22 protein-coding genes and 1 pseudogene are annotated in these 24,552 nt (G+C 69.1%); 11 read left to right on the forward strand and 12 right to left on the reverse strand.

The genetic code is table 11. The features are described 5' to 3' along the window. Positions 1 to 3 precede the first annotated feature (3 nt). From ACTWQO_RS33480 to ACTWQO_RS33495, 4 genes are read right to left on the reverse strand one after another with little or no spacing between them, the layout of a single operon-like run. Complete coding sequence (locus ACTWQO_RS33480) at positions 4 to 612, reverse strand: acyltransferase (protein ID WP_443241127.1); 609 nt, start codon at positions 610 to 612, stop codon at positions 4 to 6. Positions 613 to 640: 28 nt separating this feature from the next. Then, entirely contained in the window at positions 641 to 1,843 is a 1,203-nt protein-coding gene (locus ACTWQO_RS33485) for an FAD-dependent monooxygenase (protein WP_443241128.1), read from the reverse strand. Positions 1,844 to 1,883: 40 nt separating this feature from the next. After that, positions 1,884 to 2,432, reverse strand: a complete 549-nt coding sequence (locus ACTWQO_RS33490) for a flavin reductase family protein (RefSeq protein ID WP_443241129.1) — start codon at positions 2,430 to 2,432, stop codon at positions 1,884 to 1,886. Between the two features lie 2 nt (positions 2,433 to 2,434). Further along, positions 2,435 to 4,027: a 4-hydroxyphenylacetate 3-hydroxylase family protein gene (locus tag ACTWQO_RS33495; protein ID WP_443241130.1), complete on the reverse strand. Its 1,593-nt coding sequence runs from the start codon at positions 4,025 to 4,027 to the stop codon at positions 2,435 to 2,437. 264 nt (positions 4,028 to 4,291) lie between these two features. Between ACTWQO_RS33495 and ACTWQO_RS33500 the strand changes: the two genes are divergently transcribed. The 3 genes from ACTWQO_RS33500 (at position 4,292) to ACTWQO_RS33510 (ending at position 7,424) form a co-directional block, all read left to right on the forward strand. Continuing rightward, complete coding sequence (locus ACTWQO_RS33500; RefSeq protein WP_443241131.1) at positions 4,292 to 5,716, forward strand: class II 3-deoxy-7-phosphoheptulonate synthase; 1,425 nt, start codon at positions 4,292 to 4,294, stop codon at positions 5,714 to 5,716. 55 nt (positions 5,717 to 5,771) lie between these two features. After that, entirely contained in the window at positions 5,772 to 6,251 is a 480-nt protein-coding gene (locus ACTWQO_RS33505; RefSeq protein WP_443241132.1) for a MaoC family dehydratase, read from the forward strand. Positions 6,252 to 6,689: 438 nt separating this feature from the next. Then, positions 6,690 to 7,424 (forward strand): siderophore-interacting protein, encoded by a 735-nt coding sequence (locus ACTWQO_RS33510; RefSeq protein ID WP_443241133.1) that lies wholly within the window; start codon positions 6,690 to 6,692, stop codon positions 7,422 to 7,424. 372 nt (positions 7,425 to 7,796) lie between these two features. Here the strand turns inward: ACTWQO_RS33510 and uppS are convergent, their stop codons facing one another. Next, entirely contained in the window at positions 7,797 to 8,510 is a 714-nt protein-coding gene (gene uppS / locus ACTWQO_RS33515) for a polyprenyl diphosphate synthase (RefSeq protein WP_443241134.1), read from the reverse strand. Continuing rightward, positions 8,507 to 9,877 carry a hypothetical protein gene (locus ACTWQO_RS33520; protein WP_443241135.1) on the reverse strand — a complete coding sequence of 457 codons (1,371 nt, stop codon included), beginning with the start codon at positions 9,875 to 9,877 and terminating at the stop codon, positions 8,507 to 8,509. The genes uppS and ACTWQO_RS33520 overlap by 4 nt, the downstream gene beginning before the upstream one ends. Positions 9,878 to 10,270: 393 nt before the next feature. Between ACTWQO_RS33520 and ACTWQO_RS33525 the strand changes: the two are divergent. Further along, positions 10,271 to 10,523: pseudogene (locus tag ACTWQO_RS33525) on the forward strand (DUF6461 domain-containing protein); the annotation flags it as partial. Positions 10,524 to 10,828: 305 nt separating this feature from the next. After that, entirely contained in the window at positions 10,829 to 11,872 is a 1,044-nt protein-coding gene (locus ACTWQO_RS33530; protein ID WP_443241136.1) for an alpha/beta fold hydrolase, read from the forward strand. Between the two features lie 32 nt (positions 11,873 to 11,904). Here ACTWQO_RS33530 and ACTWQO_RS33535 read toward each other — a convergent pair whose 3' ends face one another. The 5 genes from ACTWQO_RS33535 to ACTWQO_RS33555 all read right to left on the reverse strand — a co-directional run bounded on the left by ACTWQO_RS33535 (position 11,905) and on the right by ACTWQO_RS33555 (position 16,207). Further along, positions 11,905 to 12,066: a hypothetical protein gene (locus tag ACTWQO_RS33535; RefSeq protein ID WP_443241137.1), complete on the reverse strand. Its 162-nt coding sequence runs from the start codon at positions 12,064 to 12,066 to the stop codon at positions 11,905 to 11,907. A 140-nt stretch (positions 12,067 to 12,206) separates the two neighbouring features. Further along, positions 12,207 to 13,727: a tripartite tricarboxylate transporter permease gene (locus tag ACTWQO_RS33540; protein WP_443241138.1), complete on the reverse strand. Its 1,521-nt coding sequence runs from the start codon at positions 13,725 to 13,727 to the stop codon at positions 12,207 to 12,209. Between the two features lies 1 nt (position 13,728). Next, positions 13,729 to 14,316: a tripartite tricarboxylate transporter TctB family protein gene (locus ACTWQO_RS33545; RefSeq protein WP_443241139.1), complete on the reverse strand. Its 588-nt coding sequence runs from the start codon at positions 14,314 to 14,316 to the stop codon at positions 13,729 to 13,731. Beyond that, a complete protein-coding gene (locus tag ACTWQO_RS33550; protein ID WP_443241140.1) occupies positions 14,313 to 15,341 on the reverse strand; it encodes a Bug family tripartite tricarboxylate transporter substrate binding protein in 1,029 nt (342 codons plus the stop codon). The genes ACTWQO_RS33545 and ACTWQO_RS33550 overlap by 4 nt, the downstream gene beginning before the upstream one ends. Next, positions 15,338 to 16,207, reverse strand: a complete 870-nt coding sequence (locus ACTWQO_RS33555; RefSeq protein WP_443241141.1) for an alpha/beta hydrolase — start codon at positions 16,205 to 16,207, stop codon at positions 15,338 to 15,340. Before ACTWQO_RS33555 ends, ACTWQO_RS33550 begins: the two co-directional genes overlap by 4 nt. A 101-nt stretch (positions 16,208 to 16,308) precedes the next feature. On the opposite strand from ACTWQO_RS33555, the gene ACTWQO_RS33560 reads away from it, so the two are divergent. Further along, positions 16,309 to 17,370 carry a DUF5937 family protein gene (locus ACTWQO_RS33560; protein ID WP_443241142.1) on the forward strand — a complete coding sequence of 354 codons (1,062 nt, stop codon included), beginning with the start codon at positions 16,309 to 16,311 and terminating at the stop codon, positions 17,368 to 17,370. Between the two features lie 27 nt (positions 17,371 to 17,397). On the opposite strand, the gene ACTWQO_RS33565 is transcribed toward ACTWQO_RS33560, so the two are convergent. Further along, positions 17,398 to 18,495, reverse strand: a complete 1,098-nt coding sequence (locus ACTWQO_RS33565) for a CapA family protein (protein ID WP_443241143.1) — start codon at positions 18,493 to 18,495, stop codon at positions 17,398 to 17,400. Between the two features lie 175 nt (positions 18,496 to 18,670). Between ACTWQO_RS33565 and ACTWQO_RS33570 the strand changes: the two genes are divergently transcribed. From ACTWQO_RS33570 to ACTWQO_RS33590, 5 genes are read left to right on the forward strand one after another with little or no spacing between them, the layout of a single operon-like run. Beyond that, complete coding sequence (locus tag ACTWQO_RS33570) at positions 18,671 to 19,579, forward strand: amino acid ABC transporter permease (RefSeq protein WP_443241144.1); 909 nt, start codon at positions 18,671 to 18,673, stop codon at positions 19,577 to 19,579. Continuing rightward, positions 19,579 to 20,388, forward strand: a complete 810-nt coding sequence (locus ACTWQO_RS33575) for an amino acid ABC transporter ATP-binding protein (RefSeq protein ID WP_443241187.1) — start codon at positions 19,579 to 19,581, stop codon at positions 20,386 to 20,388. The genes ACTWQO_RS33570 and ACTWQO_RS33575 overlap by 1 nt, the downstream gene beginning before the upstream one ends. Beyond that, positions 20,385 to 21,647, forward strand: a complete 1,263-nt coding sequence (locus ACTWQO_RS33580; RefSeq protein ID WP_443241145.1) for a dipeptidase — start codon at positions 20,385 to 20,387, stop codon at positions 21,645 to 21,647. Before ACTWQO_RS33575 ends, ACTWQO_RS33580 begins: the two co-directional genes overlap by 4 nt. 52 nt (positions 21,648 to 21,699) lie before the next feature. Beyond that, the gene (locus tag ACTWQO_RS33585) at positions 21,700 to 22,662 is read left to right on the forward strand and encodes a transporter substrate-binding domain-containing protein (protein ID WP_443241146.1); all 963 of its coding nucleotides are present in this window, start codon (positions 21,700 to 21,702) and stop codon (positions 22,660 to 22,662) included. Positions 22,663 to 22,670: 8 nt separating this feature from the next. Next, positions 22,671 to 24,545, forward strand: coding sequence for a CocE/NonD family hydrolase (locus tag ACTWQO_RS33590; RefSeq protein ID WP_443241147.1), 1,875 nt, complete (start codon positions 22,671 to 22,673; stop codon positions 24,543 to 24,545). Positions 24,546 to 24,552: the final 7 nt, after the last annotated feature.

The raw sequence follows: 24,552 nt of genomic DNA on the forward strand, positions 1-24,552 counted from the left end.
CCCTCAGCGGGCCCGGAATTCGTGCAGGGTGACGTGCTCGGGCTCGGCAACCGCCGTGGTGTCGGCAGCCGCGCGCTCGGTCATCGCCGCCGCCGGGTGAAGTCCCGTCAGGCAGCGTTGCGCCAGCTTCTGGTACTGCGCTGTGCCGTTGCGCTTCCAGGCGACCTCGTCCGCTGTGAGCTCCCGGGCCACCTTGGCCGGGCTTCCCAGGGCGAGGTGCCGTTCCGGTATGTGGAAACCGCTCTTGACGAAGCTGCCGGCACCGACGAATGCCTGTCGCCCCACCACCACACCGTCCATCAGCACCGACTTGATGCCGATCAGGCTGTCTCGGCCCACTCGGCATCCGTGCAGGACGCTGCCGTGTCCGACATGGCCGTCCTCCTCGACGACCGTGTCCGCACCGGGGAAGCAGTGCAGAACGCAGCCGTCCTGCACGTTGGAGCCCTCTCTCAGTTCGATGTGCCCGAAGTCGCCCCGCAGGCTGGCGAGGGGACCGACGTAGCAACCCGGCCCGATGTCGACGGAGCCGATCAGGACGGCCTCCGGATGGACGAAGGCCGTGGGGTGCACGACGGGTACGTTTCCTTCGAAGGAATAGATCCTTGCCATGGTTCCTCTCACCGTTCGTCGTCGGCTGTCAGGCAGGAGCCGGGGCGGACCCCAGCCGGCCGACGGCGTCGTGCCCGTGGATCCAGGCAAGGTCGTCGGGCAGGGTGGCCAGCCGGACATTGCGCGCCTGGGCCTCGGGCCCGTCGGGTAGCTGGAAGCAGTCGGCGTTCTTGCGGGAACCGGCCTGCAGCAGCCGGGTGCGCGGCCGGCGCACCCGCTCGTACGCGCGCAGCGCCGCCTCGGCCCCGTCGGCGTCCACGTCGCCGAGGATGTGTGCGAGGACCACCGCGTCCTCCAGCGCCTGGTTCGCGCCCTGGCCGTGGTGCGGCAGCATCGCGTGGGCGGCGTCACCGAGCAGCGTCACCGCGCCCGAACTCCAGGTGCGCTGAGGTTCCCGGTCGTACAGTGCCCAGCGTCCCGGTCGCTCGCAGGCGGCCAGGATCTCGGTGACGAAGGGATGCCAGCCCTCGAAGGCCGCCAGCAGTTCGGCCGTCTCGCCCTGCGTGGACCACGACTCGATCGTCCAGTCACGGTCGGGGACCACGGCCAGGAAGTTCAGGGCGCTGCCACCCGCCACGGGATAGGCGATGAAGTGCCTGCCGGGACCGAGCCAGAGCCACAGCACCTGCTCGGCGAGCTGAGGGACATGCCCCAGCCGTTCCATGGGGATCAGGGCCCGGTATCCGCTGGTGCCCGAGAACACGGCATCCTCGGGGCCGAAGAGGCTGTGGCGCACCACCGAATGGATCCCGTCGGCCCCGATCACCGCGTCGGCCTCGTCCTCGGTGCCGTCCTCGAAACGGATCACGGCACCGCGTTCCGTTCTCTCGACCTCGGTGCAGCGCGCTCCCAGGTGCACGTGCTCGGCGCCCAGCTCGGCCAGGAGAGCCTCTTGGACCCTGGCCCTCTCCACGGTCCAGAAAGGGGCCTTGAACCTTTCCTCGTACGCGCCGGTCAGCGGATGCCACACCATGCACCGGCCCGATCGCCAATGCCGGAAGTCGGCGCGTACCGGCTCGACCGCCGATCCCTTCAGACGCTGGGCGACCCCCAACTCCCGCAGCACCCTGTGTCCGTTGGCGCCGACCGCGATACCGGCCCCTTGGTGCGCCACCTCTCTCGACTGCTCATGGACCATCACCTCGATACCCCGCCGCCGCAGTCCGATGGCAGCGGCCAGACCGCCGATACCGCCGCCCACGACCGCCACGTACGGGCGCCTCCCCGCCATGATCTCTCCTCTCCGTGCTCGCTGATGGGGATGTGCGTGGTCAATGCGGTGGTGCGACTTCGGTGAACGTGCCGCGGTGGAAGACCAGAGGCGCATCGTCGCGGGACGCGGCACCGAGCACCCGCCCGACCACGAGCACGTGGTCGCCGAGGCGCTGGGTCAGGTGCAGGGCGCATTCGAGGGTTCCGGGGCCCTCGGGGAGAACCAGGCATCCGGTGTGCGGTCCGACGGCCCACTGTGCGGCCTCCTCGACCGGAGGGCGCTGCGTGGCCGGCGCCGTGAGTACGCCGACCAGGGCACGCGACTGGTTCCCCAGGAACGAGACGGCCCACTGGCCCGTCGTACGCACCCGCTCCAGGAAGGTGGAGTCGTCCCGCAGACACATCGACACGAGGGGCGGATCGAGGGACACCGAGGTGAACGAGTTCACCGCGATGGCGTCGTGGCGGGGCCCGGACGAGCTCTCGAAGCGTGTCGACACCGCGCACACACCGGTCACGAACTGCCCCAGGATGTACCTCAGTTGACGCTCGTCCAGAGCATCGGCACCCACGGACGGCGCGGTCGGTCCGGCAGGCGTCGCGGGCATCCTCACCGCGTGGCCTCGGCCGCGCCCAACGAGACCGGGGCCGGCGTGCCGCCGCCTATCACGGTGGTGTCCCCGGGGTTGATGAGGTCCGGGACCTTCCAGCCGTTCTCGTCGTACTCCGACAAGCACTGGTCGACGAGTTGCTTGTACTGGTCGAACCGCCCCGACGCCTGCTGGGCATGGAGCGCCTCGAAGCGGATCTGCTCGTGGTTGCCCGCGTAGTTCATCTCGTACAGCTCCCATCGGGCACCGAACTCGGTACCGACGGCGTCCCACGCCAGCTTCATGAGCTTGACACGGTCGATCGCCTCGACGCCGAGACCACGGACGTACTTGTCCAGGTAGGGCCGGACCTCGGGGTTCGCCCAGTCGCTGGCGTGGGAGTTGTTGTAGATCAGGGCACTGCCCAGGTCCCGCAGGAAGATCTCGCGGACCTTGGGGAAGATGGAGGAGGACAGGACGCGGAAGGCAAGAGCCGTCTCACCGTTCGGAGTGACGGTTCCGTCGGGCCACCGGGTCGGATTCTCGGCCATGGAGTCCACCAGGGCCCAGAACATGTTGCGGTAGGCGAGGATCTCGCCGAGCCGGCTCTGCACGCCACGGAACTCCGAAGTGCCCGTCGTCTCAAGGCCCTTGGCGAGGAGCCCGGTCATGAAGTCCATCTTCACGGCGAATCGGACGCAGGCGTGGAACATGGCCCGGTAGAAGAACCCGGAGCCGTAGAAGAAGTTGTTCGCCTTGTCCACGTCGAAGCAGAAGACGTTCTCCCACGGAATGAGCACCTGGTCGAACACCAGGATCCCGTCGTTCTCGTCGAAGCGGCTGCTGAGCGGTTGGTCGAAGGGGCTGCTGACAGTGGCCGCGGAGAACTCGTACGACGGGCGGGAGATGATTTTCAGGCCCGGGCTGTTGGTCGGCACGATGAAGTACGCGGAGAAGTCCTTGGCTCCGTCGGGGATGCGCCCGTAGCTCCCGATGAAGATGTGCTGGGTGAGCGCCGCGCCCGTGCCGACCACCTTGGCCCCGGAGACGACCAGGCCTGCGTCCGTCTCGCGGTCCACCGTCAGCATCACGTCCTTGAGCTCGGTGAGCCCCCGGTTACGGTCGATCGGCGGGTTGACGATGCCGTGCCCGATGAACAGGACGTTTTCCTGCGCCTTGCGGTACCAGGCGGATGCGTTGTCCTCGAACGGCGCGTAGTGCTCCTTGTTGGATCCCAGCGTGGAAAGGAACGCGGCCTTGAAGTCCGGAGTCCGGCCGAGCCAGCCGTAGGTCATGCGCGCCCACTCCTCCATGGCGCGCGCGGACGCCCTCAAGTCCCCGGAGGTATAGGGCGCCTTGAAGTAGGGGTGGGTGAACCCTCCGTTGCCGGTGTCCGTGGGAACGACCAGCTTGCTGTTGCGCTCGGGGTCATGCAGCGCGTCGTAGAGCCGGGCCACCATGCGCGCGTTGTTCCGGAACGCGGGATGCGTGGTCACGTCCTCCACCCGCTCACCGTAGATCCGCACTTCGCGGCCGTCGCGCAGGCTCTGCAGATATTCGTCCCCGGTCTGCGGGCGGGTCACGGTCCCGGGCGGGTTGGCGGTGCTGCTCATACGGGGATCACCTTTCGAGGCCGGTCGTCTGGCTGGCGGCAGGGCGCCGGGCTTCGTGTGTGGTTCCTTGCGCCCACCGAAATCCTTCAGGAGGCGGACCGCCCTCGACAGTCGGCCGCTGGGGCTAGTACCCGCGTATTAGATCCGCCCTTCTAGCCTCAACGACCCACTGCCCGCGCCTTGTCCTCCCGTGCCAGGCTGCGCCGCACGGTCAACTGCAACCCGGTGCCCGCCCTCGGAACAGAAGGCGTTGAGGTTTTCTCCGTGGAACATTCGAATCGCGAATCATGGCGGGCGCTGCCCGCAGCACAGCAGCCGGACTGGCCCGATCGCGCGGCGCTACGCTCGACGGTGTCGGCCCTGTCGGCCGCGCCGCCCCTGGTGTTCGCGCGGGAGTGCGACACGCTCCTGGACCGCCTCGGCGAGGTGGCACGCGGCAAGGCCTTCCTGCTGCAGGGCGGTGACTGCGCCGAGACCCTGGACTCGGTGAGCGCGGAATCCGTCCGCAACAAGCTGGAGGTCCTGCTCCAGATGGCCGCCGTGCTCACCTACGCGGCGGCCGTCCCGGTGGTCAAGGTCGGCCGTCTCGCCGGCCAGTACGCCAAACCCCGCTCCCAGCCCACCGAGACCCGGGACGGGGTCACCCTGCCCTCATACCGCGGCGATGCCGTCAACGGGCTTGATTTCACCCCCAGTTCGCGCACCCCCGACCCGGCCCGGCTCCAGCGCGTCTACCACGCGTCCGCCGCGACCCTCAATCTGCTGCGGGCGCTGGCCGCCGGAGGGCACGCCGACCTGGACCACGTACACGAGTGGAACCGCGACTTCGTGGCGCTGTCCCCGGCATGCCGCCGCTACGAACGGCTCGCGGACGAGATCGACCGGGCGCTCGGCTTCATTCGCGCCTGTGGCATGAACACTTCCACCCTGCGCACCGCCGAGGTGTTCGCAAGCCACGAAGCGCTGCTCCTTGACTACGAGTCCGCGCTCGTGCGTACGGACCCCGACACGGGACGTCGGTACGCCCTGTCGGGTCACATGCTGTGGATCGGCGAGCGAACCCGTCAACTGGACGGTGCACACGTCGCGTTCGCCTCCGAGGTGAGCAACCCCATCGGCGTCAAGCTGGGGCCGGGCGCCGACCCGGACGACGTACGGGCGCTGATCGACCTGCTGGATCCGCACCGCACGCCCGGCCGGCTGACGTTCATCTCGCGGATGGGTCGAGGCCGGGTACGCGACCGGCTGCACGGCCTCGTCGAGACCGTGCGCGGGACCGGCGCGGAGGTGGTGTGGGCGTGCGACCCCATGCACGGGAACACCTTCACGGCCCCGAGCGGGCACAAGACCCGGCGCTTCGACGACATCCTCGACGAGATCACCGGATTCTTCGAGGTGCACAGGGCGCTGGGCACTCACCCCGGTGGCGTGCACGTGGAGTTGACGGGCGAGGACGTCACCGAGTGCGTGGGCGGCGGCAGCGAAGTCCGCTCCGACCATCTGCATCTGCGCTACGAGACCGCCTGCGATCCACGTCTCAACCGCGGCCAGTCAATGGATCTCGCGTTCCGGGTCGCCGAGTGGTACAGCGCCGAGAAGCGCCGCCTCACCCCGCCCCGCCCGCAACCCGCCATCCACCATCCGGAGGCCGTGCCCGCCCACACGGACTACGTGCCGTCCCTCACCTGAGCACCGCCCGCCCAGGACATCTCAAGGAGCCCTTCCACAGAGGAGATCAACAACCGTGCGGCACTTCGAGCACTTTCCGCCCGGCAGCACCTACGAGTTGGGGGCCACCCGGCTCACGACCGACGACATCATCACGTACGCGCGCTCTTTCGACCCCATGCCCTTCCATCTGGATCCCGAGGCCGCCCGTCGCTCCCCCTTCGGGGGGCTCGTGGCCAGCGGCTGGCACACCGGAGCCGTGGTCATGGGCCAGTTCGTGCGCGCCCTGCTCGCGGACTCCGCCTGCCAGGGCTCCTACGGCATGGACGAGGTGCGCTTCCTGAGCCCCGTGCGGCCGGGGGACGAACTGCGTGGAAAGGCGACGGTGGAGGACGCCTCGCTCCACCCCGGGCGGCCGGGCACAGGGACGGTTCGCTTCCTCGTCGAGGCGGTCAACGAGCGCGACGAACCGGTGTACCGGATGCGCACACGGCTGCTGTTCGGCTGCGCGCAGGCCGTCGGCACTGCGTCCGGAGCCCAAACCGCCCGCTCCTGATCCGGCTGCGGTCCGGCAGCCCAGAATGTCCAGGCTCCCTTTGACCAGACGCACCGTTGCGTCTAGTCTTTCTTCCAGTCGGCCTCGGGAACGCCACCCCCGTCCTTCCCGAGGCCGACTGCGCCATCGCAGCGAGGAGGTCACGCCATGGACGAGCAGCACAGCGCACCCCGGTCGGACGCCGAACTCCCGAAGCGGCACTCCAAGACCGGACCACGGCACATGGGTTGTTCGCCCTCGCCGGCCACGCCCCGCAGGACCTGGCGACCGTCCCGGCACCACGTGGTCGGGTGCCGGCGTGCCGGGCGCAGAACGACCGCGCACGGCCGGCCGACGCCTTCGCTGCCGCCCTCGCCGACGGGTCCAGCTCGCCGTACGCCGATTGCCCGCCCTGTACCTCGCCCATCCCACTGACATCCCGCGGAAAGGCCACCTCTCATGTTCCGCGCACGCCGGACCCGCTACGCCGCCACGGTGGAGTCGGTCTCCCGGATCGCCCCGCGCATGGCACGCATCACCTTGGGAGGACCCGGCATGTCGGCCTTCCACTGCGACGAGCCCACCCAGTGGGTGAAGCTGTTCGTGACCGATCCGCTCGATGGACAGCCCGCAGGCCGCGCCTACACGGTGCGCCACAGCTCCTCGGCACAACCGACCATCGACATCGACTTCGTCCTGCATGGCAACGGCCCAGCGGCACGCTGGGCGGAAGCCGCCACGCCGGGTCAAGAGGTCTCTTTCGGCGGCCCCAAGGGCGCCTTCCGCCCCGACCCCGATGCCGAGTTCTATCTCCTGGCCGGTGATGAGAGCGCCCAGCCCGCGGTCCTCACCATCGCCGAGAGCCTGCCGCGCGGCATGCGGGGCGCCGTGTACCTGGAAGTGGAGGGACCTGAAGCCGAAGCCGACATGTCATGGCAGGCCGACCTGGACCTTGTGTGGGTACACCGCACCGCGGGCGTCCCGAAGGGAGAAGCCCTCCGGGACGCAGTCCTCAATGCCCCCGTCCCGCCGTACGAGCGTGTCGCGGCGTGGGCGGCCGGAGAGTCCGGAGCCGTCCGGGACATCCGCCGCCACTTCCTGGAAGGCATCGGCCTGGATCGTCGCCACGCCTACGCCAAGGGCTACTGGAAACGGGACGAGGCGGATCATCGCGACCCACTGGCCTCGGACTGACGAACCGCGGGCCCAATCGGAGCGTGTCTGATGCACGGCCCCGGGTGGCAGTCACATCTCTCCGGGAACTGCCGGGCGCGGCCGCCCGCCGTGTCGCACGGTGGACGGACGCCGGTCCCCAGCAGCGAGTAGCGGGGTGGAGGCGGGTCAGGCTGCTACTGCTGCGACCACTCGCAGCTGTGACTGAGCCTCTCCCCGCCTCTCGGCGAGGTGGCCGGCGAGTCCGGAGGTGCGAAGCGATCTGTTCCGGGCTCCACTCCAGATCCAGCTGGCTCACCATGGCTGCCGTGAGCGAGCAGGACGCCCCAGACGCACCAAGCCGGCCACGGATCCTGAGCAGGGCCATTGATTGGACAGTCCCGCGTGACGGGATCACGCGCCGAAGCGGCGCTGTCGGTCGTGGTAGGTGGTGAGCGCGGTGCGGAAGTCGTGGAGGGTGATGTCGGGCCAGTTGACGCGGAGGAAGAACAATTCGGAGTAGACGGACTGCCAGGGCATGAGGGTCGACAGGCGCTGCTCTCCCGAGGTGCGGATGATGAGGTCGGGGTCGGGTTGGTCGGCGGTGAAGAGCTGGGCGGCGATGTCCTGGGGCGTCAGGGTCTGGGGCAGTGAGTGCAGGGTGCCGTGGGCCAGGTGGGTGGTGAGCAGGGAGCGTACGGCGTCGGTGATCTCTTCTCTGCCGCCGTAGCCGATGGCGATGTTGACGGTGGTTCCGGCCACCTGGTCGGTACGTTCGCGCACCTGGTTGAGGGCGTGTTCGATGTCCGGGCCGAGGCGGGAGAGGCGGCCGATCGGGCGGAGCCGGTAGCGGCCGGTGGCGGCGAGTTTGCCGAGAGTGGTGACGATGGTCTCCAGCGCGTCGGCCATGACATGCGGGTCACGGTGGACCAGGTTGTCGGCCGAGGCCGCCATGAGGGTGACGACCTCGATGCCGGCGTCGGTACACCATGGAAGGAACTCCACCACTCTGTCGGCTCCGGCACGATAGCCGTCCTCGGGTGGTAGTCCGCGTTCGGCGGCCCAGCGCCGGTTGCCGTCGAGGATCGCGGCCAGGTGGCGCAGGGGCCGGGCGCGGAAGGCCGTCACCGTACGCTCACGATGGAAAGTTGCGTGCGGTGTCCGGTGTGGCCGTCGCGGTCGGTTGTGAGGGCTTCGCCGGGGCGGGTACTGCCCAGGACGAGGCTGTAGCCGTCGTTGTGGCGGGGCTCGTACGGCAGGAGTTCGACGTCCCAGCCGGTTTCACCGGACAGGTGGCCCAGGACGCCGTTGACGAAGTCGTTGAACGGATTCAGCTCGCAGGCCGCGCAGTTCAGCTTCGCGGGGCGGCCCAGCGCAGTGCCGACGCCCCGGTCGATCACCGTGTGCAAGGTGTTCATGGTGGGGTCGTCGCGGAGGCTGCCGACCGCGGAGTGCTGCTTGTAGTCGGCGTGGCCCCCGGCAACGCAGCAGGCGGCATAGTCGGTGGACGAGCCGAACGTGGGGCGCTGCCGACTGGTGAAGCAGCGGTCCATCAGTTTGACACTCGCCGTCACGCCGGCCTTGCGGACGAAGACGGTGTGCCGCTGGGCGTGCTGTGGGAGGTTGAGGGAGAAGGTTTCGTCGGCCATGGCCTCGACCTTGTGCAGGTCCGCCATGATGGCGCGGGCCTGGTCGTCGGTGAAGCGGCTGGTCACCGTGCCGTAACTCTCCTGGTGGATGGCGGCGAAGTCGCAGCCGGTCGCGCGGGCCAGTTCGGCGAAGGGCACGATCTGGTCGAAGTTCGCCTCCTGGATGACCATGCTCATCCCGATCACGGCACGGCTGCCGGTGGCGTTGCGGTCGCCGATGACCAGGCGCAGGTTGTCCATGCGCTCCTCAAAGCCGCGTACAGCGTGCGTCATCCGGTAGGTGGCCTCGTTGACGGCGTCAATGCTGAAGCGGATCTGCGTGGCGGCGCGCACCAGCGGTTCGCGGATGGTCCTGCGGCCCAGGTGTTTGCCCGCGGTGTACGTGTGGACGGCGAGGCCAAGCTCGTGAGCACCGTTGATGAGGCGCTCCACGCCGGGCATCAGCCCTTCACCGCTGCCGCACAGCAGGATCTGCTGGAAGGTGTCGGGATAGCGCTGTTTCAGTTCGCCGAGGCGCTTGAGCGCGACGGCCGTGTCCATACGGTGGCCGAAGCCCTCCAGAGTGCGCTTCTTCATGGTGAAGCAGGACGGACAGGCGTCGGTGCAGGCATTGTTGCTGTCCATGAAGACAAAGAACAGCGACGCACCCTTGGTCCGTACGATCTGGTCGACCCACCACCGCGGATTGAAGTCGACCAGCGAGGTCAACGCGGACGAACACCTCAACTCCACGGCTGCCCCGTCGCTACCGCGCGTGATGCGGATGCGGTCATAACGATGGCGCCAGTCCTGCCCGAGGAACACGTCGTCGCGTGGAGGCTGGGCAAGTGGAGATAACGCGGGCATGACAGCACCTCACAGGGACAGAGATCGCTTCTCTCGCTTCAGAGAAAGCATGGATATCGCAACGTGCATCTGCGGTGTCGGTGGTGGTCTCGAGACACCCGCGGGTTCGCCTCCGTTGGTGCGGACATCTGCACGGGACACGGTGGCCGGGTTCGATGCAAAGCCCTCGACCACGTATGACACATGGCTGAAGTGCTCTTGGTTCACACGTTTCTCAACCGCCTTGTGCACTTCAGTTCCTGCAACGGCCCGGAGTGTCCCTGTTCCGCAGTCTATGAAGGCAGGCACAGCACGAGCTTGAATCTCACTGCCGTCCGATGGAACATAAACGCCACCAACAGCGCCGGAGCCACGCATGTGCTCGGCCGCCCCGGCGTTACTCGGGGCTCAGAGGAAGTCGGCTTCCCTCTGACCTCCCGGGGAGAGCACGACGAGAGCGCCCCGGAGGTCGACCGGAAGGCGGCGGTTCCTCGCTCTGGCCGAGAGACTCACCGGCAAGCGCGTCACCGAATCCCTCCTGCAGAACGCTACGTACGAGCTGGGACTCGTCCCCGAACAGCCCGCCGAGGAGTGGACCAGCGTGGTCATCGACATCACCGATGCCCACGGGGAGCGGTGCAGCAGGGCGAGGTGCTCGACAACGTAGCGGAGCTTGCCCAGGCCCTTGATGTTGCCGGAGAGCCCTGCCGCGGTCGGCATCGGACAGCTCTCCCGTTTCGGCTCGGCTGCGGCGCTACAGCGCCACAAGGGTCAGCGGTTCCACGCCGCCGCACAGCGGTGGCGCTGGATCCAGCTTGCCGTCCACCACTGACAATGCCCTTTCCGTACGTGTCCGTTCGCCCGGTTAGCGGAGGCGAAACCTCACGGAAATCCCTTGTGGGACAAGCGTCCTACGCTGGAACCGAGCGCTTGGAGCCGCATTTTCTGCGGCCCGGAACGGGAGGTGAGCCGGTGGTCGACGACCCACGACAGCGCCCGCGGAGCATCAAGCGGCTGCGCCCGGTGGGCGACGGAGAACTACGGATGCACCACCGCGTCGTGCACGGCTACCGCCGTGCCTACCGCATGGCCGGCCAGGGCCCGGTGCTCGTCCTGATCCACGGCATCGGCGACTCCTCGGCGACCTGGGCCGAGCTCATCCCCGACCTCGCCCGCACCCACACGGTGATCGCCCCCGACCTGCTCGGCCACGGCGCCTCGGACAAGCCCCGGGCCGACTACTCGGTCGCCGCGTACGCGAACGGGGTGCGCGACCTGCTGTCCACGCTCGACATCGAACAGGCCACGCTGGTCGGGCACTCGCTCGGCGGCGGCGTCGCCATGCAGTTCGCGTACCAGTTCCCGGAGCGCACGGAGCGGCTGATCCTGGTCAGTGCGGGTGGCGTGGGCCGCGAGGTGAATCCGGTCCTGCGGGCGGTGTCGCTGCCCGGCGCCCATCTGATGCTCTCCGCGCTGCGCCTGCCCGGCATGGGTGTGCAAGCACGCCTGTTCGCCCACCTGATGCGACTCCTCGACACCGATCTGGGCCAGGACGCACCGGAGTTGCTCACCCTCGTGGACGCGCTTCCCGACGCGACCTCGCGCAGCGCCTTCATCCGTACCCTGCGCGCCGTGGTCGACTGGCGCGGCCAGGTGGTGACCATGCTCGACCGCTGCTACCTCACCGAGGGCATGCCCACGATGCTGATATGGGGCGACCGGGACAGCGTGGTGCCCGTACGGCACGCGTACGGGGCGCACGAGGCGATGCCCGGCAGCCGCCTGGAGATCTTCGAGGGGGCCGGGCACTTCCCGTTCCACACCGACCCCGCGCGGTTCCTCTCCCTCGTCGAGGAGTTCACGAGTACCACAGGCCCGGCCGACTGGAGCCGGGAGAACTGGAGCGGACTGCTCCGCGCCGGACGTCCGGGCAGCGCGGCGGGACAGCCGGACACCGCGCAGAACCGGGCCGTGGAGCGGGACATGAGAGAGGCGAGCGAACGCAGCGCGACGTGATGCCGCGCGGCCCGGTCTCAGGCGCGGCTCGGTCAGCGCGGCCCGCGCAACACCGCGGGGACGATCTCGGGCTTGAGCAGGGCGGTGGTCGGCTGGGACTGTGTGACGACGCCGAGGACCTCCTTGGCGACCAGCGGACGTCCGGTCGCCGTCAGCATCAGGCGATTCACATAGCGCCCCAGCAGTGTCCGCATGCCTCTGGGCTGCTTGCCGATGGCACTGGGGTACCGGATGTCCGTGCCCGTGGCCGCAGCCCTCCCCCGTCGGCCGGTCCGACGCACGGCGGCGAGCGAGGGCCCAGCCCTGGTCGCATGGCATCCGGGGCCGGGCCCGGTCACTCCGGTTCGGGGAGGCGGACGCGCGTGCGTCGCCGCAGCAGCACCGGTGCCACCAGCGCGGTCAGCGCCAGCGCGAGGATGGCCGCCGACGCGGGCCGGGTGAGGAAGACCGTCGGGTCACCCTCGCTGAAGGCCAGGGCACGGCGGAACTGGGCCTCCATCAGCGGCCCCAGTACCGCGCCGAGGATCAGTGGCGCGACGGGGTAGCCGGTGCGCCGCATGAAGAGGCCGAGGACGGCGACGCCGATGGCGAGCATCACCTCGAAGGTGCTCTGCGAGATGGCGTACACGCCGAGGAGGGCGAAGCACAGGATGCCGGCGCTGAGCACGGGCGCCGGGAGACGCAGCAGCTTGACCCAGATCCGGATCATGGGGAGGTTGAGCACGAGCAGCATGACATTGCCGATGTAGAGGCTCGCGATCAGCGTCCACACCAGGGGGGTCTGCTGGTCGAACAGCTGCGGTCCGGGCTGGATGTTGTAGATCTGGAAGGCGATGAGCAGCACGCCCGCCGTGGCGGAGGTGGGGATGCCGAGGGTGAGGAGCGGCATCAGTACGCCGGAGAAGGCCGCGTTGTTGGCGGCCTCGGGGCCTGCCACGCCCTCGATGGCGCCGTTGCCGAACTCGTCCTTCCGCTTCCCTCGTTCCTGTCCGCGCTTGGCCAGCCGGCGCTCGATGTTGTAGCTGAGGAACGTCGGGATCTCCGCACCGCCCGCCGGCATCGCGCCGAAGGGCACGCCGAGGGCGGTGCCGCGCAGCCACGGCCGCCAGGAGCGGCGCCAGTCGTCGCGGGTCATGCCGACCGGGCCGCGGAGCGAGGCGACCTGCTCGGATCCGTCGGGCGTCAAGGTCGTGTACAGCACCTCGGCGATGGCGAAGAGGCCGACCGCCAGGGCCACCACGGAGATGCCGTCGTACAACTGGGGCACGCCGAAGGAGTAGCGCGCCTGGCCGGTCAGGGCGTCGATGCCGACGAGCCCGATCGCGAGGCCGAGGAAGAGACTGGACAGACCGCGGATCAGGGAGTCGCCGATCAGCGAGGTCACGGTCACGAACGCCAGCACGATGATGGCGAAGTACTCGGCCGGCTGGACCAGCTTCGCCACGGCGGACATGCCGGGTGCGAGGAAGGTGATCACGACCGTCGAGATGGTGCCCGCGACGAAGGAGCCGATCGCGGCAGTGGCCAGGGCCGGGCCCGCGCGTCCCGCCCTGGCCATGGGATGGCCTTCGAGGGTGGTCGGCACCGAGGCGGTCTCGCCGGGGACGTTGAGCAGGATGGCGGTCGTGGACCCGCCGTACATGCCGCCGTAGTAGATGCCCGCGAACAGTACGAAGGCACCGACCGGGTCGAAGACGAACGTGAGCGGCAGCAGCAGTGCCACCGTCGTCGCCGGGCCGAGGCCGGGCAGCACGCCGACCAGCGTGCCCAGGGTCACGCCTGCCAAGGCCAGCAGCAGGTTCTGCAGGCTGAGGGCGCTGGCGAAACCGTCGCCGAGATTGCCGAGGACTTCCATGTCAGATGGCCAATCGCAGGTAGCCGGGCGGCAGATCGATGCCGAACAGCCGGTCGAACACGAAATAGGTGGCCAGGCCGATCACCAGTCCGATCAGGACGTCGCGCACCAGCTTGCGGCTGCCCTGGATGCGGGCGGCGCCCGCGTAGAAGACGGTGGTCGCCTGCCAGTAGCCGGCCGTCGGCATGAGCAGCGCGTACGCGATCAGGGCGGCCAGCAGCATGAACGTCGCCCGCCGCCGTGCTGGGGTCGGGCCGACGGGCTCCGCCTCCCGCATCGCAGCCGGGGCCTCCGACTGTGCCCGCCGGGCCTTCACTGCCGGCCGCCGCAGCCCCAGGAACGCCTGGACGACGCCGATCGCGCCGACCAGGGTCCCCGCGGCCCCGATGAGCATCGGGAAGGGCCGCGGGCCCACAGCTTGGTAGCCGCCGCCCTCCGGGATGAGGAACGCCCCGATCAGCACCGTGAGGCCCACGGCGAGGACGAAGAGCGCCATCACGCGGGAGCCGAACTGCTGCTGTTTGTCCGGCCCTTGCTGTTGCTGTTGCTGTTGACGCTGCCGCGGCCGGGCAGTCTGGGGAACCGTCACTTCACCAGTCCCAGTTCCTTGAGTACGTCATTGATCTGGCCTTCCTGCTTGCCGATCAGGTCGCCGAACTCGTCGCCCGGTGTCCAGGCGTCCGTCCAGTCATTGCGTTTCAGTACGTCCTTCCAGCAGCTGGAATCGCGCATCTTCCGCACCGTGTCCACCACGGCCTGCTGCGAGGCGTCGGAGAGCCCGGACGGGGCCAGCACGCCGCCGACGCTGGAGACGGCGGCCTCCTCCAGGCCCAGTTCGGCGAGCGACGGGGCGTCGATGCCCTCGATCTCCTGGCCCTCGGGCTTCTCGGCGAGGGCCAGGACCTTCAGCTCGCCGGCCTCGATCTGGCCGCGGAGCTCGGTCACCGTGGCCATCCCCACGGTCGCGGCCCCGCTCAGCAGCTGGCTGACGGTCTCGCCGCCACCGCCGGTCGGCACGTAGTTGATCCTGTCCGGCGAGACGCCCTTGCTCTTGCCGAGCAGCGCCGCCTGGATGTGGTCGGCGCCGCCGAGCGAACCGCCGGTCCACTTGATGGACTTCGGCTTCTTCTGCAGGTCCGCGAGCAGGCTCTTCAGGTCGTCGTACGGGGACTTCTTCGGGACCACGAGGACACTGGGCGAGCTGGTGAGGCCGGCCACCGGGGTGAGCGACTTCATGTCGACCGGGGACTTGTTGACGGCGATGCCGCCGAGCATCGTCACCGTGTCCATCACCATGAACTGGTGCATGTCGCCCTTGTGCTCGATGAACTCGGCCAGGCCTATGGTGCCGCCCGCGCCCGGTTTGTTCGTGACGGTGACCTTCTGGTCGATGACATCGCACTTGGTGAGGGCCTGCGACATGCCACGGGCCCGGGTGTCCCAGCCGCCGCCGGGGCTGCCGGGGGCGAGCACGGAGATGCCCTCGGTGGGGTAGGCGACGGTCTTGTCACCACCGCCGTCGCCCTCGTCCGCCGCGCCCACGGCACAGCCGCCGACCAGGCCCGCGGTCACCAGAGCGGCAGCCGTGCGGTAGTACGTGCTCGTGCTCTTCATCTGCCGCTGCCTTCTTCCAGATCTTCCAGAATCGACGTGAAGAAATCCTTGACGGGTTCGAGGACGTACATCGCCTCGTGGCCCACGCCCGGCACGACGTCGAAGCGCACCGGTATCCCGTGCCGCTCGAAGTCCGCGCTCAGTGCCTTCAGCCGCTCCAGCCGGGTCCGGCCATGGGCATCGGCACCGTCCATCCAGTTCGAGTCGCCGACGTTGTTGATCTCCCAGGTCTCGGTGTCCTCGGAGCCGACGACCATCTGCACCGGCACGTCCCGCAGCTCCGCGAGCCGTGGCGGCCGACCGAACTTCTCCTCGAAGCCCTTGAGCCCGACCCACCAGGGCCGCTCGGCGTCGAGGTGGGTGATCCGCCCCGGGGCACCGATGGAGAGGCCGCTCAGCCGGTCCGGGTGCAGATAGGCGAAGCGGTGGACGAACTGCCCGCCGCCGGAGAAGCCGTGCAGCAGGAACCGGGAGGTGTCCGTGTTCCAGCGGGCACCGGCCTCCGCGACGATCTCCAGCAGGACCTGGTCGTAGCGGATGTCGCCGTACTCGAGGAACTTGAAGTTGTGGAGGTCGTCCGGGTCGCCGATGCCCGCGGGGAACAGCGGGCACAGCACCAGACAGCCGTGCCGCTCGCCCCACTCGGCGAAGTTGTCGCGGTACTGGGGGCCGCGTCGGCCCGTACCGTGCTGGAGCACCGCGAGCGGCAGCGGGGCGCCGTCCGGGTCGTGTGCGCTCGGCACATAGGCACAGAACGAGAAGCGCTGATCGAAGCGCGAGGCGAAGATCGTGGTCGCGCCCCCCGAGTAGTACTGACTCGGATGCGCGGGCCCGCCCCGCTCCGAGGGCCGTACGTAACCGGCCACTTGTCCTCCAAACCGCAGGTCAACAGGGATTCGAGGGATGAGTCTGCGAACTTGCCGGGGGCCGGACAACAAGATTGTCGCCAAGGCGGTAACACTGGGGGATGGCCGTGACCCTGCACATTGACGCGGCGAGACCGGAGTGGATCACCGTCCGGCCCTCGCCGCTCGCGGAGTTGTGCGCCGCGCTGCACGCCCTGGACGAGCCGGGACACCACCCGGCGAGCCAGTCGTGGGTGTCCGCCGTGCACAGCGGCGTCACCGGGGACCTGCTCACCCGCGCGACGGTGTGGGCGCCGCTGTGGGGCGCCTTCCGGGCGCGCTATCTGCTCCCCCTCACGGCCGGTGCGGAGCGCTCGCTCGGCGCCGAGCTCGACGGCATCGCGCGCCTGCCGGTCGACGCCTTCACCGCTCTGACCGTGCAGGCTCTGATCGGCAAGAACCCCACCTCGGGGGAACCGCCGCCGGACCCGGCGGGTGTGCTGCCGCGGCTGCGGCTCATTTCGTTGGGGCGCTACGACCTGGGCCTGCGGCTGATCGAGGATCCGGCCCGGTTCCGGGGCGAGTTGCTGGACTTCCTCGCCGCCTTCGCCGCCGCGGCCTTCGACGAGGAGTGGCGGCGGGTGCGGGCGGCGGTGGATCCCGATGTGCAGACCCGGCTGCGGCAGCTGCGGCTGCGCGGCGTCACCGGGGCCTTCGACGGGATCGGTGCCGTGGCGGACGACCCGCCGAGGGTGGTCTTCGACAAGCTCTACCACGCGACGGTGCGGCTGGACGCGCGCATGCCGTGCGTGCTCGTGCCCAGCGCGCACGGGGATTCGCATCTGGTGGTCAAGCACGTCCCCGGTTACGCCATCGTCGTGCAGTATCCCGTGGTGCCCGCCGTGGAGGCTGTCCCGGTCGAGGAGATGCGCAGGCGACTCGCCGCGCTGCAGGATCCGACACGGCTGCTGATCTGCCGCGACATCCTGCGTCATCCCGCGGCCACGGCGGAGCTGGCGGCCCGGCTCGGGATGACGTCGCCGCAGATCTCACGGCATCTGCGGCAGCTCCGCGAAGCCGGTCTGGTGTCCACGCACCGGCACGGGGCCGTCGTGTACTACCGGCTCAACGTGGACGCCATCCGGCGCCTCGGCCCGGATCTCCTGTCCGGCTTGCGCCACTGAAACACAGCCAGGCCTGCGCTTTTGGGCTCAGCCGAAACGAACTCGCCCGTCGGCGCCCACGCGGGTCGAGGGGTTCAGGTCCCGGGAAAGTTCCTCGACGCGACGCAGGATCGCGTGACCCGTCGCGGGCGAGGGAACGGTGGGTTCGCCGTCGGCGTCGAGTTCCACCGGGTGGAGGCGCAGCTCGGGCGGACCCTCCCCGAGGTCGATCTCGAACACCGCGCTTTCGAACCAGGGCCGGTCGGACATCCGTTGCTTGTAGCGGGCGGGTGGCCGCCGGTCCGGCTCGCCCACCTCCTCGCAGGAGTGGAAGAGGAAGTTGCCGGTCGAGTACAGGATGAGTCCATCGCGGTACCTCTCGACCGGGTGCAGGCAGTGCGGGTGGTGGCCGATCACCAGGTCCGCGCCGGCGTCGATGAGGCTCCGGCCGAGCGGTTGCTGGTACTCGGCCAAGGGGCCCTGGTTGTCGGGCAGATAACACCACGGAACGCCCCAGTGCACGGCCACGACCACCGTTCCGAACCGCTCCTTGGCCCGCCGGACCGCCTGGTGTGCCCGCGCCAGGTCGGCCTCCCGCGCCCGTGTGCACACGTAGGGCACCGTGCCCGGCTGCTCTTCCAGCAGTACGCCGTCGAACTCGTAGCTCTGCTCGATCCGTACCGGCGCGATCCCCGGCCGGTGCGATGTCGCGTTGAAGCCCGGGGGCAGCGCGCTGCACAGGCTGAGGAAGGCGATCTCGGCGTTGTTCCGGCCCGTCAGACGGGTCTCGCGCAGGGCCTCGTCGAGGTCCTCTCCCGCGCCGGCGTGCGCGACCGCGACCCCGTCGAGGGCCTTCATGGTGCTCCGCAGGCCGTCGATGCCGTAGTCGAGGGCCTGGTTCGTGGCGAGCGAGCAGGCGTCGAAGCCGAGCCGGGCCACCTCCGCCGCGGCGGCCGTTCCGACACGGAACGCGACGGGTTTCTCGGCCGGGTACCCCGAATCGACCAGCGGGGCCTCGAGGTTGCCGATCACCAGGTCGGCGTCCCGCAGGAGAGGCAGGGCCGTGGTGCCGGGACCGAGGTCGCCGTCCAGTGGCAGGGCGGGCCTCCGGGCGACCACCACGTCTCCCACCGCGATCAGCTTCATGCGTCACTCCGCTCGCCTGGCTTCTTCTGGCGCGTGCCCGGCCGACAGTAGATCCGCGGCACGCGCATGGCGTTAACGATGAACACATGTGTGTCAACCGTCGGCGGATGCTGTTGGCGGGGAATTTAGGGTGCCGTCATCGGCCGTGCCGTTCCGCCACCCATCCGAGGCCCATATGACCAGAGTCCTGAATCTCGACGCACCGCCCGATGCGCTGATGTTCAAGCGAATCAAGCGCCGGCGCCCGGCGATATGGGTGGCCAACGCCGCCGTCGTGTTGTTCGTGGCGATGATGGCGACGACGGTCCTCACCAATCCCCGCTTCGAATGGGGAACGGTGTCCCGCTATTTCTTCGAGATACGCATTCTCCAGGGCATCGGCGTCAGTCTCGGCATGACGGCGGTGACGATGCTGCTCTCGCTCGTCCTGGGCACGGTTGTGGCCCTCATGCGCATGGGGCAGGCACGCCTGATGTCCGCCGCGGCCGCGGGTTTCATCTGGGTGTTCCGCAGCATTCCGATGCTGGTGCAGCTCCTGTTCTGGTACAACCTGGCGGCGCTCTTCCCCACCCTGTCGATCGGCATTCCGTGGGGACCGCAGTTCGCCACCTTCGACTCCAACTCCCTCATCGGCCCGCTGACCGCCGCCATCGTCGGGCTCACCCTGCACGAGACGGCGTACATCGCGGAGTTGATACGGTCCGGACTGCTCTCCGTGCCGGACGGTCAGCGGCAGGCCGCCGCCGCGCTCGGGCTGACGCCCGCCCAGACCTTCTTCCGGGTCAGCCTGCCGCAGGCGCTGCGCATCATCGTGCCGCCCATGGGCAATGAACTGATCTCGCTCCTCAAGGCCACCTCGCTGGTCAGCGTCATCTCCCTTGCGGACCTGCTGTATTCGGTGCAGCTCATCTACGCGAAGAACTTCCAGACCGTCCCGCTGCTCATCGTGGCGGCCATCTGGTACATGGTCATCACGGGAGTCCTGACGATCGGTCAACAGCGCCTGGAACGACGGCTTTCGCGGCACACCCTGGCCCGGACGCAGAAGAGCGCGTCTCCCAAGAGGATCGAGAATTCACTGTGATCGGAGCATCGGAGTCGGAGACGGCAACGGAGAAAGAATCGGAATCGCAGGCCATCATTTCGCTGCACGAGATTCGCAAGTCCTTCGGTGAGACGGAAGTTCTGCACGGGATATCGCTCGACGTGCGACGCGGTGAGACCGTCTGCCTCATCGGGCCGTCGGGATCCGGGAAGAGCACCCTGCTGCGCTGCATCAACCATCTCGAAGTGCCCGACGGCGGGTTGGTCCTGGTCGACGGAAACGTCATCGGCTACCGGCAGAACGGCGACGTCCTGGTCGAGCTCGGCAGCCGGGAACTGGCCGCGCAACGAGCGGTCATGGGCATGGTGTTCCAGAGTTTCAACCTCTTCCCCCACCTGACCGCCCGCGAGAACATCGTGCACGCTCCCCGCCTCGTACAGAAGTTGTCGAAGGCGGAGGCGGACGCCCGCGCCGAACGGCTCATGTCCCGCGTGGGTCTCGCCGAGAAGCTCGACAGCTATCCGGAGGAGCTGTCGGGCGGCCAGCAGCAGCGCGTCGCCATCGCCCGCGCGCTCGCCATGCAGCCCAAGGTCATGCTCTTCGACGAACCGACCTCGGCCCTGGACCCGGAGATGGTCCAGGAGGTGCTGAGCGTCATCCGTGACCTCGCCGACGAGGGCATGACCCTGGTCGTCGTCACCCACGAGATGAGGTTCGCCGCCGACGTCGCCGACCGGATCGTGTTCATGGACGGGGGACGCATCGTCGAGCAGGGCTCCGCCGAGCAGATCACGACCCGGCCCACCCACGACCGTACCCGCGCCTTCCTGTCGAAAGTCGTCTCATGAGCATCCCAGACCCCGTGTCCTCCCTGCCCTCCCTGCCCGACAAGACCCGCAAGCGGCTCGCGCTCTGGGACGCGTACCGCTCCTACCAGTACCTGGAGGCCGGGCAGGACTACGACGCCTTCGACGTCGTACCGGCCGTCGGACGTGTGCCCGGCAGCGCCATCGAGTGGAGCGACGCCGTAGAGGAACGCGCCCGGGACTTCGAGGAACGGCACCTCGTCGTCTCCGCGCACGACCACCTCTCGCTGCGCCCGGCCGACCCGCACCGCTTCTCCGAGTACCGGCGCCAGGGGCGGGAGTTCACCCCGTACGAGGGCATCGCGCACTCCGGCGTCGACCTGTTCTTCGACGGCGGACCGGCCGCCGTCAGCATGATCCGCGCCCATACATCGTGGGACTGGGACGACGCGGTCAGCGATCTGGCCATGCGCCAGGCGGACTGGGCACACCAGTCGCTCGTCGCCCCCGTACGCACACTCGAGGATGCCCAACGGGCCCGCGCGGAGCACAAGGTCGGCGTGGTGCTCACCCTGGAGTCGGCCACCCCCATCGGCAACGACGTCGACCGCCTGGATCTGCTCTACGGACTCGGCGTACGGCTCCTGGGCCTGGTCTACAGCGAGAGCAACCAACTCGGCTCCGGTCTCGCGGACACCGGCGACGCGGGGCTGACCGTGCTCGGCCGCCGGGCGCTGCGCAGGATGAACGACCTCGGCATCATCGTGGACGTCTCGCACACCGGTGACGCCACGGCCCTCGACGCCGTCCGCCACTCCTCGTCCCCCGTCGTCATCACCCATGCCGGAGCCCGCGGCCTGTGGCCCACTCCGCGGATGAAGCCGGACGACGTCATCCGGGCCTGCGCCGAGTCGGGCGGCTTCATCGGCATCGAGGCGGCGCCGCACACGACGATCACCGCCAAGCACCCCCGGCACTGCCTGGACTCGGTGATGGAGCACGTCGAGCACTGTCTGGACCTGGTCGGCCCGGACCATGTCGCCTTCGGCCCCGACACCAACTTCGGCGACCACACGGCCTGGCACCGCGTCTTCGCCGGCCTGTTCGGCAAGGACGACGCGGAGCCGGGCGTACTTCCTCCCCATGACGAGGTCGCGTACGTGCACGGCTGCGAGAACCCCGCGGAGTCCGTGGGCAACATGATCCGCTGGCTCTTCGAGCACGGCTACTCCGACGAGGAGGTGGCCAAGCTCGCAGGCGGAAACGTACGGCGTGTGGCCGCCGCCGTCTGGGACCGCTGACACCGCCCCACTCCTGGCCCGCCCCCCTCCCCTCCTGCAATTGGACCCTGTCATGCGCAAACCGATCCGCACCGCCGTCACCGGCACCTGCGCCCTGATCCTGCCGCTCGCTCTCGCGGCCTGTTCGGTCGACGACTCCTCCGTGGGCGCCGCGTCCGACAGCAGCAGAAAGCCGAAGCCGGGCGCGTCCGCCGCCATCGCCCTGGCGTCGCCCGATGCCGCCCTGCAGGCGAAGGTGCCGAAGCAGTACGCCGGCAAGGAGGTGGTGATGGGCATCAGCGAGTACGCGCCCTACGTCACGTTCGGCTCCGGCGGCGACATCACCGGTCTCGTCCCCGATCTCGACAAGCAGCTCTCCTCGATGCTCGGGCTGAAGATCACCGAGCGGAAGACGACCTTCGACGCCACCATCCCCGGCATCAAGTCCGGCCGCATCGATCTCAGCGCGCCCGTCGGGGACTTCGTGGAGCGCCAGACGGAGGTCGACCTGACCGACTTCGCGCAGAGCAACGTGACCGTGATGGTGAACAGCCAGAAGTCCTTCCTCCCCAAGGCGGGCAGCGACCTGTGCGGTCGCAAGGTCGGCGTCGAGAAGGGCGCGGGCACGCAGAACGTCATCGCGGCGCTGACCGAGCGGTGCGAGAAGGACGGCAAGTCCGCCGTGCAGGACCAGGTGTTCAACGATCTGCCGTCGGCGGCCCTGGCCCTGCAGAGCAGCCGGATCGACGCCGTGGCCGCACCCAGCGCCTCCAACACGGCCGCTAGCGAGACCTCGGGCGGCCGCTTCAAGACCGTCGAGATCAAGGACATGCTCGATCTGCCCGCCGCCACGGCGATCTACGGCATCGTGTCGAAGAAGGACTCGGGCCTCGCGCCGGTCCTCGCCGAGGCCCTGCAAAAGCTGTACGACAACGGCACCTACAACAAGCTCTTCGACAAGTGGGACCTCCCCCTGTCCACCGTGGAGAAAGAAAAGATCACGGTCAACGGCTCCCGGCAGTCCCAGAGCGGGTGACCGGCTCCATGACACAGGCACCACCGGTCGAGTCCCCCGAGCACATCGCCGACCAGCAGGTCTGGCGGCAGGTACTGCACATCCCCGTGCGCGACGGGATCCTCCTCGCCGCCGATCTGTACGCGGAGGGGGCCGACCCGTCCCCGCGCCCGGTCATCCTGGAACGCACTCCCTACGGCCGCCGCGCGCCCCGCGAATCCGACCAGAGCCGGCACGACGAGCCGGTGCCGAGCCCGGAGCAGACGTCCGCCTACTTCGTGCGGGCCGGATACCACGTCGTACGGCAGGACTGCCGGGGGCGGGGTGACTCGCAGGGCACTTTCGTGAAGTACCTCAACGAAGGGCCCGACGGCGCGGACACCGTCGAATGGATCGCCGCCCAGCCCTGGTGCGACGGACAGGTGGCGATGATGGGGGTGTCCTACTCGGCGCACGCCCAGACCGCGGCCGCCGCGGAGGCCCCCGGGCACCTGGCCGCGATGTTCCTGGACTCCGGAGGGTTCTCCAGCGCCTACGACGCCGGTATGCGGATGGGCGGCGCCTTCGAGCTGAAGCAGGTCACCTGGGCCTTCCGGCACGGCGAGGAGAGCCCCGAGGCCGAGCGCGACCCGCTGATCCGCGCCGCGTTCGCCCGCACCGACCTGCGGGACTGGTTCAGCGCGATGCCGTGGCGGGCGGGCACGTCCCCGCTGCGGCAGGTCGCCGACTACGAGGAGTACCTGCTGGAGCAGTGGCGCCAAGACGCCTTCGGGGCGTATTGGCGGCAGCCCGCGATCTACGGACGCGGCTCCTACGCCCGCTTCCCCGACGTCCCGAGCCTGCACATGGCGAGCTGGTACGACCCGTACGTGCGCTCCACCATCGAGAACTTCACCGCCCTGGACCGGCTCAAGGACTCCCCCGCCTATCTCGTGATGGGCCCCTGGACGCACGGCCAACGCTGTGTCACGTACGCCGGTGACGTCGACTTCGGCCCCGACGCCACGCTCAGCGACAACCTCGACGCGTCGTATCTCGCCTTCCGGCGCCGGTGGTTCGACGCGGTGCTCGGCCGCGGCGGTGATCCGGGCGCGCTGCCCCGGGTGCGGTACTTCCTCATGGGCGGCGGGGACGGACGCCGCGACGAGGCTGGGCGCATGCGACACGGCGGCCGGTGGCGGACCGACAGCCAGTGGCCTCCGACGGCCGCCCGCGAGACGGCGTTCTACCTGCACACCTCCGGCGAGTTGACCACCCTGCCGCAGGACGCGCGTGAGGCGTGGGTGGAGTACGACTTCGATCCGGACGACCCCGTTCCCACGCTGGGCGGTCAGGTCACCTCGGGCGAGCCCGTCATGGTCGGGGGCGCTTTCGACCAGGTGCCGGACGTCCGGTTCCATGGGGCGCGCGAGCCGTACTTGCCGCTCAACTCACGACCGGACGTCATCTCGCTGACCACACCGCCGCTGACCGAGCCGCTCACCGTGACCGGCCCCGTCACCGCCCGGCTGTTCATCTCCTCCAGCGCTCCGGACACCGACTTCACGGTGAAACTGATCGATGTGCACCCGCCCAACGAGGACTATCCGCACGGCTTCGCGATGAACCTCACCGAGGGCATCTTCCGGTGCCGCTTCCACAAGTCCTTCGAGCATCCCGAGCCGCTGTCGCCCGGAGAGGTCTACGAGATCCGGATCCCGGCGCCGGACACGGCGAACCGTTTCGAGGCCGGGCACCGGCTGCGGGTGGACATCTCCTCCAGCGACTTCCCACGCTTCGACGTCAATTCCAACACCGGTGAGCCGGAGGCTCTCACCCGGCGCAAGGTGGTGGCGACGAACCGGGTTCACATGGATGCCGCGCATCCGTCCGCCGTTCTGCTGTGGGTACGGCCCGACCAGTGACCGTCGG

The organism is Streptomyces sp. 4N124 (assembly GCF_052245395.1).
Classification (GTDB): Bacteria; Actinomycetota; Actinomycetes; order Streptomycetales; family Streptomycetaceae; genus Streptomyces.

Coding starts and splice junctions, on each gene's coding strand:
- ACTWQO_RS33535 (WP_443241137.1), bottom strand. CDS start 12,066: ATGCGGACACTGCTGGGGCGCTATGTGAATCGCCTGATGCTGACGGCG.
- ACTWQO_RS33560 (WP_443241142.1), top strand. CDS start 16,309: ATGGCCGTGACCCTGCACATTGACGCGGCGAGACCGGAGTGGATCACC.
- ACTWQO_RS33570 (WP_443241144.1), top strand. CDS start 18,671: ATGACCAGAGTCCTGAATCTCGACGCACCGCCCGATGCGCTGATGTTC.
- ACTWQO_RS33485 (WP_443241128.1), bottom strand. CDS start 1,843: ATGGCGGGGAGGCGCCCGTACGTGGCGGTCGTGGGCGGCGGTATCGGC.
- ACTWQO_RS33490 (WP_443241129.1), bottom strand. CDS start 2,432: ATGCCCGCGACGCCTGCCGGACCGACCGCGCCGTCCGTGGGTGCCGAT.
- ACTWQO_RS33540 (WP_443241138.1), bottom strand. CDS start 13,727: ATGGAAGTCCTCGGCAATCTCGGCGACGGTTTCGCCAGCGCCCTCAGC.
- ACTWQO_RS33585 (WP_443241146.1), top strand. CDS start 21,700: ATGCGCAAACCGATCCGCACCGCCGTCACCGGCACCTGCGCCCTGATC.
- ACTWQO_RS33580 (WP_443241145.1), top strand. CDS start 20,385: ATGAGCATCCCAGACCCCGTGTCCTCCCTGCCCTCCCTGCCCGACAAG.
- ACTWQO_RS33565 (WP_443241143.1), bottom strand. CDS start 18,495: ATGAAGCTGATCGCGGTGGGAGACGTGGTGGTCGCCCGGAGGCCCGCC.
- ACTWQO_RS33495 (WP_443241130.1), bottom strand. CDS start 4,027: ATGAGCAGCACCGCCAACCCGCCCGGGACCGTGACCCGCCCGCAGACC.
- ACTWQO_RS33510 (WP_443241133.1), top strand. CDS start 6,690: ATGTTCCGCGCACGCCGGACCCGCTACGCCGCCACGGTGGAGTCGGTC.
- ACTWQO_RS33480 (WP_443241127.1), bottom strand. CDS start 612: ATGGCAAGGATCTATTCCTTCGAAGGAAACGTACCCGTCGTGCACCCC.
- ACTWQO_RS33550 (WP_443241140.1), bottom strand. CDS start 15,341: ATGAAGAGCACGAGCACGTACTACCGCACGGCTGCCGCTCTGGTGACC.
- ACTWQO_RS33590 (WP_443241147.1), top strand. CDS start 22,671: ATGACACAGGCACCACCGGTCGAGTCCCCCGAGCACATCGCCGACCAG.
- ACTWQO_RS33520 (WP_443241135.1), bottom strand. CDS start 9,877: ATGCCCGCGTTATCTCCACTTGCCCAGCCTCCACGCGACGACGTGTTC.